Source organism: Micromonospora sp. CNB394 (genome assembly GCF_000374985.1).
GTDB lineage: Bacteria > Actinomycetota > Actinomycetes > Mycobacteriales > Micromonosporaceae > Micromonospora > Micromonospora marina.
The window spans coordinates 65,473-78,930 of the sequence record NZ_KB895827.1 but is presented as its reverse complement, the minus strand read 5'-3'; the positions used below and the strand labels follow the sequence as shown (position 1 = coordinate 78,930).

Below are 13,458 nucleotides of genomic sequence, written 5' to 3'. Positions count from 1 at the left end.
TCCGGGGCCGAATGTGCAAGATCGACGGGGCGGCGGGGCGGGGCTACAACGGCTCCACGCCCGGGGGGAGTTCGGCGGTGGCGGTGGCGTCGTGGACGTATTCCAGGAGGATGCGGCGCAGCTCGCGCCCGGCGTGGGTGGGCACCACGTCGCGGCGGCGGGCCACCGCGATGGTCCGGCGGACGCCGGGCGGGACGAGCCGGGTGACCCGGATGCCGGCGCGGCGGGCCACCACGATGCCGGGCACCAGCGCGACGCCGAGCCCGGCCTCGACGAAGCTGAGCACCGCGTCCATCTCCCCGCCGTCCACGGACAGGGTCGGCTCGAACCCGGCCGCCCGGCATGCCTGGAGCGTGGCGTCGCGCAGGTCGTAACCCTCGCGGAACATGACCAGCGGCTGGTCGCGCAGGTCGGTGATGCGCAGCTCCCCGGCGGGCGAGGTGCCCGGCAGCGGGTCGACCGAGGCGACCACCAGGCTCTCGCGCAGGATCGGGTCGGCGCGCAGCCCCGGGTCGGCGCCGGCCGCCGGCATGATGATCAGGGCGAGGTCGAGGTCGCCGCGGAGCAGGTCCCGGACGAGGTCCTGCGAGCCGCCCTCCTCCACGCGCAGGTCGACCGTGGGGTACGCGTCGCGGAACCGGCGCAGCACCGGCGGGGCCAGCGAGGTGGCCAGGCTGGGCGTGGCGCCGAGCCGGACCCGGCCCCGGCGCAGCCCCACCAGCTCCTGCACCTCACGGGTGGCCGTCTCCACGTCGGCGAGGATCCGCTTGGCCAGCGGCAGCAGCACCTCACCGGCCGCGGTGAGTGTGATGTTGCCCCTTACCCGCTCGAACAGCGGTGCCCCCAGGTCGGTCTCCAGAGCGTGAATTTGCTTACTCAGCGAGGGCTGGGTGATGCCGACAAGATCGGCTGCCTGGGTGAAATGTCGTACTTCGGCGACCGCTGCGAAGTACCGAAGCTGATGGAGCTGCATCTACATAGCCTACGGCTATCAACGCTGCGATTTCGATGCATTGGACGCCTGATCGAAGTGCTCCTAGCGTCGAGCCTGTGGTAATCACGAAAACTCGATCGCCCATCCGCTCGAACGTCGGTCTCAAGGCCGTCATGGCGGTGACGGGCATCATCCTCGTGCTGTTCCTGATCGCGCACATGCTCGGCAACCTGAAGATCTTCACGGGCGAGACGTCGTTCGACCACTACGCGCACTGGCTGCGGGACATCGGCACGCCGCTGCTGCCCACGACCTGGTTCCTGTGGATCCAGCGCGCGGCGCTCACCGTGGCCGTCCTCGCGCACATCGGCGCGGCCGTCGTGCTGGCGAAGCGGTCCCGGGCCGCCCGCCCGGTGCCGTACGCGCACCGCCGCAAGATCCACGTGAACTACGCGGCCCGCACGATGCGCTGGGGTGGTGTGATCATCCTGCTGTTCGTGATCTACCACATCCTCGACCTGACCACGGGTCACCTGAACCCGCAGGGCGACCCGGCCAACCCGTACGGCAACGTGGTCGCCGACTTCGCGCCGGAGCGCTGGTACGTCACGCTCTTCTACACCCTCGCGCTGGTGACCCTCGGCTTCCACCTGCGCCACGGCGCCTTCAGCGCGTTCCGCAGCCTCGGCCAGCAGACTCCCAAGGGCGAACGCCGGGCCCGGATCGCCGCGCTCGTCTTCGCCGTCGCGCTCGTCGGCGGCTACCTGCTGGTCCCGTTCGCCGTGATCACCGGATTGGTGGCCTGACATGGATCTCTACACCTCCGGCGACCCGATCGCCGACACCCGGGCCCCGGACGGCCCGATCGAGACGCGGTGGGACCGCCACCGCTTCGAGATGAAGCTGGTCAACCCGGCCAACCGCCGGAAGATGACGGTGATCGTGGTCGGCACCGGACTGGCCGGCGGCTCCGCCGCCGCCACGCTGGCCGAGCAGGGCTACCGGGTGCGGTCCTACTGCTACCAGGACAGCCCGCGCCGGGCCCACTCGATCGCCGCGCAGGGCGGCATCAACGCCGCCAAGAACTACCGCAACGACGGCGACTCGGTGCACCGCCTGTTCTACGACACGGTCAAGGGCGGCGACTTCCGCTCCCGCGAGTCGAACGTGCACCGCCTGGCCGAGGTGTCGGTCAACATCATCGACCAGTGCGTGGCCCAGGGCGTGCCCTTCGCCCGGGAGTACGGCGGCCTGCTGGACACCCGCTCCTTCGGCGGCGCCCAGGTGCAGCGCACCTTCTACGCCCGGGGCCAGACGGGCCAGCAGCTGCTGCTCGGCGCGTACCAGGCCCTGGAGCGGCAGATCGGCCTGGGCAACGTGGAGATGAACGCCCGCCACGAGATGCTCGAACTGGTGATCGTCGACGGCCGGGCGCGCGGCATCGTGGTCCGCGACATGGTCACCGGTGAGATCAGCACCGAGATGGCCGACGCGGTCGTGCTCGCCTCCGGCGGCTACGGCAACGTCTTCTACCTCTCCACGAACGCCAAGGGCTGCAACGTCACCGCCTCCTGGCGGGCGCACCGCAAGGGCGCGTACTTCGCGAACCCCTGCTACACGCAGATCCACCCGACCTGCATCCCGGTCTCCGGCGACCACCAGTCGAAGCTGACCCTGATGAGCGAGTCGCTGCGCAACGACGGCCGGGTGTGGGTGCCCAAGGCCAAGGGCGACCAGCGCAGCCCGCGGGACATCCCCGAGGACGAGCGGGACTACTACCTGGAGCGGATCTACCCGTCCTTCGGCAACCTGGTCCCCCGCGACATCGCCTCCCGCGCCGCGAAGAACGTGTGCGACGAGGGACGCGGCGTCGGCCCGACCGGCCTCGGCGTCTACCTGGACTTCGCCGACGCGATCAACCGGCTCGGCCGCAAGGCCATCGAGGCCAAGTACGGCAACCTCTTCGAGATGTACGAGCGGATCACCGGCGAGGACCCGTACGAGGTGCCGATGCGGATCTACCCCGCCGTGCACTACACGATGGGCGGCCTCTGGGTCGACTACGACCTCCAGTCGTCGATCCCCGGCCTGTTCGTGATCGGTGAGGCCAACTTCTCCGATCACGGCGCGAACCGGCTCGGCGCCTCGGCGCTGATGCAGGGCCTGGCCGACGGCTACTTCGTGCTGCCGAACACGCTCGCCAACTACCTGGCCTCCGGCCCGCTGGACCAGGTCGACGCCAGCCACCCCGAGGCGGTCGCGGCGCGGACCGACGTCGAGGAGCGGATCAAGCGGCTGCTGGCGATCAACGGCGACCGCACCGTGGACTCGTTCCACCGCGAGCTGGGCCAGATCATGTGGGAGCACTGCGGCATGGAGCGCTCCGAGGCCGGGCTGCGCAAGGCGATCGACGAGATCCGCTCGCTGCGCGAGCAGTTCTGGCAGCGGGTGCGCGTGCCGGGCGACGGCGAGGGGCTCAACCAGTCGCTGGAGAAGGCCGGCCGGGTGGCCGACTTCTTCGAGCTGGCCGAGCTCATGTGCATCGACGCGCTGCACCGCGAGGAGTCGTGCGGCGGGCACTTCCGGGCCGAGTACCAGACCCCGGACGGCGAGGCGCAGCGCGACGACGACCGGTTCGCCTACGTGGCGGCCTGGGAGTACACCGGCACCGGTGAGCCCGTGCTGCACAAGGAAGACCTGACCTTCGAATACGTCCACCCCACGCAGCGGAGCTACAAGTGAACCTGACCCTGCGCATCTGGCGCCAGCACGGCCCCGAGGACAAGGGTCGGATGGTGACCTATCCGGTGCAGGACGTGTCCCCGGACATGTCCTTCCTGGAGATGCTCGACGTGCTCAACGAGCGGCTCATCCTCGACGGCGAGGAGCCGGTCGCGTTCGACCACGACTGCCGCGAGGGCATCTGCGGCGCGTGCAGCCTCATGATCAACGGCGAGGCGCACGGGCCGCAGCGCGGCACCACCGCCTGCCAGCTGCACATGCGGCAGTTCTCCGACGGCGACACGATCGACATCGAACCGTGGCGGGCCCGCGCGTTCCCGGTCGTCAAGGACCTCGTGGTCAACCGCAACGCGTTCGACCAGATCATCGCCGCCGGCGGCTACGTGACCGCGCCGACCGGTAGCGCCCCGGAGGCGCACTCGGTGCCGGTGCCGAAGGCCGACGCGGACGCGGCGTTCTCCTCGGCGGCCTGCATCGGCTGCGGCGCCTGCGTGGCGGCCTGCCCGAACGGCTCCGGCATGCTGTTCACCGCCGCGAAGATCACCCAGCTCTCGCTGCTGCCGCAGGGCCAGCCGGAGCGCTACACCCGGGTGATCGGCATGGTGGACGCGCACGACGAGGCCGGCTTCGGCGGCTGCACCAACGTCGGCGAGTGCGCCTCGGCCTGCCCGAAGGGCATCCCGCTGAACACCATCGGCCGCCTCAACCGGGACTACCTGAAGGCGACGGCCAAGCGCTCGGGCACGCCCGGCTCCTGACCGCCGCCGGACGAACCCACGCGACCGCCGCGCCCCGCACCCGGGGGCGCGGCGGTCGCCGTTGACCAGGGGTATCAGGCCGCCGGCGTCGGCGCGCCGCCGATTCAACCCGCCTCTCGCGGGTAGCAGTCCGATGGACGGCACCGGAGAGGGGACACACAGGCATGAAGGCACTGACCTGGCACGGCAAGCGGGACGTTCGGGTCGAGGACGTCCCGGATCCCCGGATCGAGGAGCCGACCGACGCGATCGTCCGGATCACCTCGACCGCGATCTGCGGTTCCGACCTGCACCTGTACGAGGTGCTCGGGCCGTACCTGAAGCCCGGCGACATCCTCGGGCACGAGCCGATGGGCATCGTCGAGGAGGTCGGGCCCGGCGTGACCCGGCTCAAGAAGGGCGACCGGGTGGTCGTCCCGTTCAACATCTCCTGCGGCTCGTGCTGGATGTGCGAGCGGCAACTCTACGCGCAGTGCGAGACCACGCAGGTGACCAGCCAGGGCAAGGGCGCGTCCCTGTTCGGCTACACCTCGCTGTACGGCTCGGTCCCCGGCGGCCAGGCCGAGTACCTGCGCGTACCGCAGGCCCAGTTCGGCCCGATCACGATCCCGGACAGCGGTCCGGACGAGCGCTGGCTCTACCTGTCCGACATCCTGCCCACCGCCTGGCAGGCCGTGAAGTACGCGGACGTCCCGCCCGGCGGCACGCTCGCCGTGTTCGGGCTCGGCCCGGTCGGGCAGTTCAGCGCCCGGATCGGCCGGCACCTGGGCGCCGGCCGGGTGATCGGGCTGGACCTGGTGCCCGAGCGGCTGGAGATGGCCCGGCGCCACGGCATCGAGGTGCTCGACGTCAGCCAGCTCGACGACGTGCCCGGCGCGCTCATCGACCTGGTCGACGGGCGCGGCCCGGACGCGGTGATCGACGCGGTCGGCATGGAGGCGCACGGCGCGCCGCTGGGCAAGGTGGCGCAGACCGCCGCCGGGCTGCTGCCGGACAAGCTGGCCCAGGCGATGACCGACAAGGCCGGCGTGGACCGGCTGGTGGTGCTGCACGCCGCGGTCAAGGCCGTGCGGCGCGGCGGCACCGTGTCGATCTCCGGCGTGTACGGCGGCGAGCAGGACCCGATGCCGCTGATGGAGATGTTCGACAGGGGTATCCAGCTGCGCATGGGGCAGTGCCACGTGCGGCGCTGGGTTGACGAGATCATCCCGCTGCTGGAGCGCGACGACGACCCGCTGGGCGTGGAGGACCTGCGGACCCACCGGCTGCCGCTGACCGACGCGCCGGGCGCGTACGAGATGTTCCAGAAGAAGGAGGACGGCTGCGTCAAGGTCGTGCTCGCGCCGTGACCCGGACAGTGGTCGTCACCGGCGCGACCAGCGGGATCGGCCGGGCGACCGCGCGGGAGCTGGCCGGCCGCGGGGACCGGCTGGTCCTCGCGGCCCGCTCCCCCGCCACACTCGACGAGGTGCGCGACGAGTGCCGGGCGGCGGGCGCGCGGGCGATCGCCGTACCGATGGACGTGACCGAGCCCGGCGCGGTGGCCGCGCTCGCGGACGCGGCGCGGACCGAGTTCGGCGGCGTGGACGCCTGGGTGCACACCGCCGCGGTCATGTCCTACGGCCGCTTCGACGAGACCCCGGCCGAGGTGTTCGAGCAGGTGGTCCGCACCGACCTGCTGGCCGCCGCCACGGTGGCGCGGGAGGCGCTGCGCCGGTTCCGGGACGCCGGCGGCGGCACGCTCGTGCTCACCGGCTCGGTGCTCGGGCACATCACCGCGCCCTACATGAGCGGCTACGTCGCCGCCAAGTGGGGCCTGCAGGGGCTGGCCCGCACGCTCCAGCAGGAGGCGCGGGAGACGCCCGGCGTCGCGATCTGCCTGGTCAACCCGGGTAGCGTCGACACACCCGTCTACCGGCAGGCGGCCAACTACCTGGGGCGGATCGGCCGCCCGCCGCCCCCGATCGCGTCGCCCGAACGGGTGGCCCGGGCCATCGCGCACTGCCTCGACCGGCCCCGCCGGGAGGTGTCGGTGGGACGGCTCAACGTGGTCATGCGCTTCGGCTTCACCGTCCTGCCCGGCGTGTACGACGTGCTGGTCGGGCCGCTGATGCGCCTGGCCGGGCTGACCCGGACGCCGGTCGCCCCGCACGAGGGCGTCGTGTTCACGCCGAACTCCGCCGGCGAGGCGGTCCGGGGCGGATGGCTGCCGGACCCGGCCCGGGTGGTACGCGCGGTCGGCGGGCGGGCCGCCACCGTGGCGTCGGCGGTACGCCGCCGGCTGCCCTGACCGTCGCGCGGGCGGGCCGGAACCGGGTGGTTACCGTGTACGACGGGACACGGCGGAGGGGACGAGCATGCGGGAATCGACGGGGCGGGAACCGGACCGGACGCGCGGCGGGCGGGTCTGGAAGCTCGCCGGGCTGGCCGCCGTCGCCGGCCTGGCCTGGGTGGCGCGGGACGTCCCGGCCCAACTCGGCGGCCGGCTCACCGGCACCCGGGCGGAACGGGCGGCCCGGTCACCGCGCTTCCGCGACGGCACCTTCCACAATCCGGCCGGCGCCACCGCCACGATGGTCGCCGACCCGGGCCGTAACCTCGTCCGGGAGCTGATCTTCGGCAAGCAGAAGCGGCGGCCGGGCAGCCAGGTGCCGCTGCTGCGCCCCGGTGCCGCGCCCGCCGCCGACCCGGTCCGCGAACTGAACGTGATCTGGTACGGCCACGCCTCCACGCTCGTCGAGATCGAGGGACACCGGGTGCTGCTCGACCCGGTGTGGAGCGACAGGTGCTCCCCGTCCGGGCTGGTCGGGCCGCGGCGCATCCACGAGCCGCCGGTGCGCCTGCCCGAGCTGCCCCCGCTGGACGCGGTGCTGATCTCGCACGACCACTACGACCACCTGGACATGGAGACCGTGCGCCGGCTGGCCGACCTCCAGTCCGCGCCGTTCGTGGTGCCGCTCGGCGTCGGCGCCCACCTGGCCCGTTGGGGCGTACCCGAGCACCGCATCGTCGAGCTGGACTGGTCGGAGAGCCACCGGGCCGGCGGGCTGACGCTCACCGCGACCGCCGCGCAGCACTTCTCCGGGCGCGGGCTGCGCCGCGACGGCACGCTCTGGAGTTCCTGGACGATCACCGGTACGCACCGGAGGGTCTTCTACACCGGCGACTCCGGCTACTTCGACGGGTACGCCGCGATCGGCGCCGAACACGGCCCGTTCGACGTGACGCTGATGCAGATCGGCGCGTACGACAGGGCGTGGCCGCACATCCACATGTTCCCGGAGGAGGCGGTCGCCGCCCACCTGGACGTCCGCGGCGGGCTGCTGGTGCCGGTGCACTGGGGCACGTTCAACCTGGCCCTGCACGACTGGTCCGAGCCGGTGGACCGGCTCTGGGCGGAGGCGAAGGCGCGCGACGTGCGGCTCGCGGTGCCGCGTCCCGGCGAGCGGGTCGTGGTGGACGAGCCGCCGTCGGTGGACGGGTGGTGGCAGTCGATCGCCTGAACCACGCCGAAAAATTCGGACAAGGCATGCTTCTGCGCATATTTGCGTACTCTGTTCGCTGACAAGTCAGCGGCCGGAGGACAGCATGCAGGTTCGCCTCTCCCCAGGCGTGGAAGATCTACACACACCCACCTCACAGGCGAGTGTCGCCGCGGCCCTCAAGCGGGGCGTCGACGTCGCCGTCTCGGCCACGGCCCTGCTGGCGGCAGCGCCGATCCTGGCCGTGGTCGCGGTCGCGGTCCTGCTCGGCATGGGCCGCCCGATCATCTTCCGTCAACAGCGGATCGGCCGGTACGGCCGCGAGTTCACCATCCTGAAGTTCCGGTCCATGGCGGGTGGTGACGACCGCTTCTCCCCCGGCGACGACCAGGCGCGGCTGACGCCCCTGGGACGGTGGCTGCGGGCGACCAGCCTGGACGAGCTACCCAGCCTCTGGAACATCCTGCGCGGCGACATGAGCCTTGTGGGTCCGCGCCCGTTCCCGACCAGCTACCGCGACCTCTACACGCCGGACGAGTTCCGCCGGCACGACGTCCGGCCCGGTCTGACCGGCCTCGCGCAGGTGAACGGCCGCAACGAGCTGGGCTGGGCGGAGCGCTTCGCCTACGACCTGCACTACGTGCAGCGCTGGAGCCTCCTCCTGGACGCCCGCATCCTGGCCCGGACCGCGGTGGCAGTGCTCCGCCGGCAGGGCATCAGCGCGCCCGGCACCGCCACCGCGCACGAGTTCCGCGGTACCGCCGGCGAACGGCAGGTGCCCGCGACCGCGGGACGCGGGTCGCGGTGACCCTCGACCTCGTCGTCGTCGGCTGCGGCGGCCACGGCCGGGAGATCGCCCAGATCGTGGCAGCGGTCAACGACGCCTCCATCCGGCCGCCGTGGCGGCTGGTCGGCTTCGTCGACGACAACCCGTCCGAGCGGAACCGCAAACGCGCCGAGTCGTTCGGCGCCCCGTACCTGGGGACCGTGACGGCGCTCGGGCAGCTGCCGCCGGAGACCCACGTCGTGCTCGGACTGGGCGACCCACGCGTCCGGCAGAAGGTGAGCGCGCAGGTCGACGCGTACGGCAGGCCGGCGGCGAGTCTCGTCCACCCGGATGCCACAGTCGGCCCGGACCTGGTGTCGGCCGAGGGCCTGGTGGTGTTCGCCGGTGGCCGGATCACCACCAACGTCACCGCCGGACGGCATCTGCACGTCAACCAGAACGCCACCCTCGCGCACGACTGCGTGGTCGGCGACCACGTCTCCCTGCATCCGCTCGCGGCGGTCTCCGGCGACTGCCGCCTCGACACCGCCGCACTGATCGGCGCGGGTGCCGTGGTGCTCCCGGGACTGCGGGTCGGCACCGGCGCGACGGTCGGCGCCGGTGCGTGCGTGGTCCGCGACGTACCGCCGGAGATCGTGGTCAAGGGCGTGCCGGCCCGCTGAGCGGTCCTCAGAGCACGAAGGCGTCCGTCCAGAGGGCGCCCGAACGCCCCGACAACGCGTCCAGCATCGCCACCGCCTGACCGTCGGTGAGCTGCGCGACGAAGTCGATGATGGCCCGGCCCCGGGCCCGGCCGATCCGGTCCGGGGTACGCGGGTGCAACTCCGCCTCGGCCAGCTCCACCAGGTCGTGCAGCCGGCGCGGCAGCCGGGACTCCTCGTCCGGGTCCAGCAGCCACTCCCAGAGCGCCTCCACCAGCGTACCCAGCAGCCGGGCCTGACCGCGCTGGTGCAGGGCGAGGTCCGGGCGGGCCAGCACGAACCGGTGGTGCACGAACTTGAGCACCTGCACCTCGTGCCACTGCGCCTTCGCCAGCAGCACGTACCCGGAGCGGACGTCCGGCTCCGGGGTGACGGTGATGGCGTCCACGAAACGGGTGGACCAGCGGGCGGAGAACCGGGCCACGTACTGCTCCGCCTCGATCGAGCCGTCGAACGGCAGCGCCAGCAGCCCCTCCACCAGCTCCTCGCGGACGTGCTCGACGGCGGCGGCGAACGCCTCGTCGTCGGCGATCCAGCCGTCCTTGCGGTGCAACTGCCGGCGCAGCCGCTCGATCGCCGCACCGGGCCGCCGGCCCGCCCCCTCCAGCGCCGGCGCCGTGATCGACCGCAGGTGACCGCACTCGCGCTGCCAGGCCATCAGCTCGGCCGCCACCGCGCCCTGCTGGAGCACCCCGACGCGGTAGAAGTCCTCCACGTCGTGGATCGCGTACGCGATGTCGTCGGCGGTGTCCATCACCGACGCCTCGGGGGTCTGCTGCCAGTCCGGGATCCGCCCGGCGAACGGCTCCCGCGCCTGCCGCAGGTCGTCCAGCTCGGTGCGGTACGCGCCGAACTTGACCGACCCGCTCTCCGGATCCTCCGGCGGGGCCGCCGCGCCCCGGGGCGCCGGGTCCAGGTGACGCGGGTGCGGGTCGGGATGGTCCAGCCGGGTCCACGGGTACTTCAGCATGGCCGCCCGGACCGCCGCGGTCAGATCCAGCCCGGTGGTCGCCGCGCCGCGGATCTCGGTGCTGGTGACGATCCGGTACGACTGGGCGTTGCCCTCGAAGCCGTCGGCCAGCCCGAGCCGCTGCCGGGCCAGCCGGTCGAGCACCCGCTCCCCCAGGTGCCCGAACGGCGGGTGCCCGAGGTCGTGCGCGAGCGCGGCGGCCTCCACCACCTCCGGATCGCAGCCGCCGAATTTCTCCAGCAGGTCCCGGTGCGCCGGGTCGGCGGTCAGCCGCTCCGCGATCGCCCGGGCCACCTGGGCCACCTTCAGGCTGTGGGTGAGCCGGTTGTGCACGAGCAGCCCGGAACCACCCGGGCTGATCACCTGGGTCACGCCGCCCAGCCGGGTGAAGAACGGCGAACCGACGATCCGGTCCCGGTCGGCCCGGAACGGGCCGGCGGCCAGGTCGCCGAGCGCCCGGGCGCTGCCACCGAACAGCCGCCGGGCCCGCGGATCCGCAGGTACCTCCATGATCGCCACGCTAGCGCAGCCGACGGCGGGCCGGGCACAGGCAGTCGGAGGCGAACGGCACAATGCAGGGCGGAAACCACCCGAGAAGGCGGATGACAATCGTGACCCAGTCTGTGCACAAGCGGATCGCCGAAGAACTCGGCGTCGCCGAACGGCAGGTACGGGCGGCAGTCGAGCTGCTCGACGGCGGCGCCACGGTGCCGTTCATCGCCCGCTACCGCAAGGAGGCCACCGGCCTGCTCGACGACGCGCAGCTACGCACGCTGGAGGAGCGCCTGCGCTACCTGCGCGAGCTGGACGAGCGGCGCGCGGCGGTGCTGGAGTCGATCCGGAGCCAGGGCAAGCTGGACGAGGCGCTCGAGGCGCAGATCCTCGCCGCCGACTCCAAGTCCCGCCTGGAGGACATCTACCTGCCCTACAAGCCGAAGCGACGCACCCGCGCGCAGATCGCCCGCGAGGCCGGACTGGAGCCGCTCGCGGACACGCTCCTGGCCGATCCGGCCCAGGACCCGAAGACGGTCGCCGCCGGGTTCGCCGACCCGGACAGGGGCGTCGCGGACACCGCCGCCGCCCTGGACGGGGCGCGGGCCATCCTGATCGAGCGCTTCGCCGAGGACGCCGACCTGATCGGCACGCTGCGCGAGCAGATGTGGTCGCGGGGCCGGCTGGTCTCCCGGGTACGCGACGGCCAGGAGACCGCCGGGGCGAAGTTCGCGGACTACTTCGACTTCGCCGAGCCGTACCCGAAGCTGCCCTCGCACCGCATCCTCGCCATGTTCCGCGGTGAGAAGGAGGGCGTGCTGGAGCTGACCATGGACCCGGAGGCCGACGGGGACGCCGACGCGAACCCCGACCCCAGCCGCTACGAGGCGGCCGTGGCCGGACGCTTCGGCATCAGCGACCAGGGACGGCCCGCCGACAGGTGGCTGGCCGACACGGTGCGCTGGGCCTGGCGTACCCGGATCCTGATCCACCTGGGCGCGGACCTGCGGATGCGGCTGTGGCAGGCGGCCGAGGAGGAGGCCGTGCGGGTCTTCGCCACCAACCTGCGTGACCTGCTGCTGGCCGCGCCCGCCGGGGCGCGGGCGACGATGGGCCTGGACCCGGGCCTGCGCACCGGTGTGAAGGTCGCGGTGGTCGACGCCACCGGCAAGGTGGTCGCCACCGACACCATCTATCCGCACGAGCCGCGCCGGCAGTGGGACGCGTCGCTGCACACGCTCGCCACGCTCGCCGCCGCGCACGGCGTCGAACTGGTCGCGATCGGCAACGGCACCGCCAGCCGGGAGACCGACAAGCTGGCCGGCGACCTGATCAAGCGGCACCCGGAGCTGAAGCTGACCAAGGTGGTGGTCTCCGAGGCCGGCGCGTCGGTCTACTCCGCGTCCGCGTACGCCTCGCAGGAGCTGCCCGGCCTGGACGTCTCGCTGCGCGGCGCGGTGTCGATCGCCCGCCGCCTCCAGGACCCGCTGGCCGAGCTGGTGAAGATCGACCCGCGGTCGATCGGCGTCGGGCAGTACCAGCACGACCTGTCCGAGGTGAAGCTGTCCCGCTCGCTCGACGCGGTGGTCGAGGACTGCGTCAACGCGGTCGGCGTCGACGTCAACACCGCCTCCGCGCCGCTGCTCACCCGGGTCTCCGGCATCGGCGCCGGGCTGGCCGAGAACATCGTGCTGCACCGCGACGCCAACGGGCCGTTCCGCACCCGTGGGGAGCTGAAGAAGGTGCCGCGGCTCGGACCGAAGGCGTTCGAGCAGTGCGCCGGCTTCCTGCGCATCCCCGGCGGCGACGACCCGCTCGACTCCTCCAGCGTGCACCCCGAGTCATACCCGGTGGTGCGCCGCATCCTCGCCACCACCGGGCAGGACCTGCGCGCGCTGATCGGCAGGTCGGCCCTCCTGCGCGGCCTGCGCGCGACCGACTTCGTCGACGACACGTTCGGCCTGCCCACCGTCACCGACATCCTGGCCGAGCTGGAGAAACCGGGCCGCGACCCGCGCCCGGAGTTCCGCACCGCCACGTTCGTCGACGGCGTGGAGAAGATCAGCGACCTGACGCCGGGCATGGTGCTGGAGGGCGTGGTGACGAACGTGGCCGCGTTCGGCGCGTTCGTCGACGTGGGCGTGCACCAGGACGGCCTGGTGCACGTCTCGGCCATGTCGCACACGTTCGTCAAGGATCCGCGCGACGTGGTGAAGTCCGGCGACGTGGTCAAGGTCCGGGTGCTCGACGTGGACGTGCCGCGCAAGCGGATCTCGCTGACGCTGCGGCTGGACGACGAGGCGCCCGCCGGTGGCGGACGCCCGGCGGGCGGCGACGGCCGACGGGACCGGGGCGGCGCCAGCCCTCGGCCGGGCGGCCAGGGGCGGGGCGGCCAGCGCGGCGGGCAGGGCGGCGGCGGGCAACGCGGCGGCTCGGGCGGCGGCGGGCAACGCGGTGACGGACAGGGCGGTGGCGGGCAGGGCGGCGCGTCGCGCGGTGCCCAGCAGCAGCGGCCCGGGCGCGGTGGCGGTGCCCCGGTCAACGACGCAATGGCGGAGGCGCTGCGCCGCGCCGGACTGGCCTGACACCACC

General features: G+C 72.8%; 11 protein-coding genes. 9 read left to right on the top strand and 2 right to left on the bottom strand.

Going from position 1 to position 13,458, the window contains the following annotated elements:
• Positions 1-43 precede the first annotated feature (43 nt).
• On the bottom strand, positions 44-973 hold the full coding sequence (locus tag C569_RS0106125; RefSeq protein WP_018784913.1) for a LysR family transcriptional regulator: 930 nt from the start codon (positions 971-973) through the stop codon (positions 44-46).
• A 35-nt stretch (positions 974-1,008) separates the two neighbouring features.
• On the opposite strand from C569_RS0106125, the gene C569_RS0106120 reads away from it, so the two are divergent.
• The 8 genes from C569_RS0106120 (at position 1,009) to C569_RS0106085 (ending at position 9,365) form a co-directional block, all read left to right on the top strand.
• Positions 1,009-1,740 carry a succinate dehydrogenase cytochrome b subunit gene (locus tag C569_RS0106120; protein ID WP_196806683.1) on the top strand — a complete coding sequence of 244 codons (732 nt, stop codon included), beginning with the start codon at positions 1,009-1,011 and terminating at the stop codon, positions 1,738-1,740.
• Position 1,741: 1 nt separating this feature from the next.
• Positions 1,742-3,676, top strand: coding sequence for a fumarate reductase/succinate dehydrogenase flavoprotein subunit (locus C569_RS0106115; protein ID WP_018784911.1), 1,935 nt, complete (start codon positions 1,742-1,744; stop codon positions 3,674-3,676).
• Positions 3,673-4,434, top strand: a complete 762-nt coding sequence (locus C569_RS0106110) for a succinate dehydrogenase/fumarate reductase iron-sulfur subunit (protein ID WP_018784910.1) — start codon at positions 3,673-3,675, stop codon at positions 4,432-4,434. The genes C569_RS0106115 and C569_RS0106110 overlap by 4 nt, the downstream gene beginning before the upstream one ends.
• A gap of 164 nt (positions 4,435-4,598) precedes the next feature.
• Positions 4,599-5,783, top strand: a complete 1,185-nt coding sequence (locus C569_RS0106105) for a zinc-dependent alcohol dehydrogenase (RefSeq protein ID WP_018784909.1) — start codon at positions 4,599-4,601, stop codon at positions 5,781-5,783.
• Positions 5,780-6,724 carry an SDR family oxidoreductase gene (locus C569_RS0106100; RefSeq protein ID WP_018784908.1) on the top strand — a complete coding sequence of 315 codons (945 nt, stop codon included), beginning with the start codon at positions 5,780-5,782 and terminating at the stop codon, positions 6,722-6,724. The genes C569_RS0106105 and C569_RS0106100 overlap by 4 nt, the downstream gene beginning before the upstream one ends.
• Positions 6,725-6,791: 67 nt before the next feature.
• Positions 6,792-7,937: an MBL fold metallo-hydrolase gene (locus C569_RS0106095; protein WP_018784907.1), complete on the top strand. Its 1,146-nt coding sequence runs from the start codon at positions 6,792-6,794 to the stop codon at positions 7,935-7,937.
• Between the two features lie 109 nt (positions 7,938-8,046).
• Positions 8,047-8,724 (top strand): sugar transferase, encoded by a 678-nt coding sequence (locus C569_RS0106090; protein ID WP_018784906.1) that lies wholly within the window; start codon positions 8,047-8,049, stop codon positions 8,722-8,724.
• Positions 8,721-9,365 (top strand): acetyltransferase, encoded by a 645-nt coding sequence (locus C569_RS0106085; protein WP_018784905.1) that lies wholly within the window; start codon positions 8,721-8,723, stop codon positions 9,363-9,365. Before C569_RS0106090 ends, C569_RS0106085 begins: the two co-directional genes overlap by 4 nt.
• A 7-nt stretch (positions 9,366-9,372) precedes the next feature.
• On the opposite strand, the gene C569_RS0106080 is transcribed toward C569_RS0106085, so the two are convergent.
• Positions 9,373-10,884, bottom strand: a complete 1,512-nt coding sequence (locus tag C569_RS0106080; protein ID WP_026267765.1) for a deoxyguanosinetriphosphate triphosphohydrolase family protein — start codon at positions 10,882-10,884, stop codon at positions 9,373-9,375.
• 101 nt (positions 10,885-10,985) lie between these two features.
• Here C569_RS0106080 and C569_RS0106075 point away from each other — a divergent pair, with 101 nt between their 5' ends.
• On the top strand, positions 10,986-13,451 hold the full coding sequence (locus C569_RS0106075; RefSeq protein ID WP_026267764.1) for a Tex family protein: 2,466 nt from the start codon (positions 10,986-10,988) through the stop codon (positions 13,449-13,451).
• Positions 13,452-13,458: the final 7 nt, after the last annotated feature.

Excerpts from the sequence above, each read along its gene's own strand:
- C569_RS0106125 (WP_018784913.1), bottom strand. The coding sequence starts at position 973 with ATGCAGCTCCATCAGCTTCGGTACTTCGCAGCGGTCGCCGAAGTACGA.
- C569_RS0106120 (WP_196806683.1), top strand. The coding sequence starts at position 1,009 with ATGCATTGGACGCCTGATCGAAGTGCTCCTAGCGTCGAGCCTGTGGTA.
- C569_RS0106115 (WP_018784911.1), top strand. The coding sequence starts at position 1,742 with ATGGATCTCTACACCTCCGGCGACCCGATCGCCGACACCCGGGCCCCG.
- C569_RS0106105 (WP_018784909.1), top strand. The coding sequence starts at position 4,599 with ATGAAGGCACTGACCTGGCACGGCAAGCGGGACGTTCGGGTCGAGGAC.
- C569_RS0106095 (WP_018784907.1), top strand. The coding sequence starts at position 6,792 with ATGCGGGAATCGACGGGGCGGGAACCGGACCGGACGCGCGGCGGGCGG.
- C569_RS0106080 (WP_026267765.1), bottom strand. The coding sequence starts at position 10,884 with ATGGAGGTACCTGCGGATCCGCGGGCCCGGCGGCTGTTCGGTGGCAGC.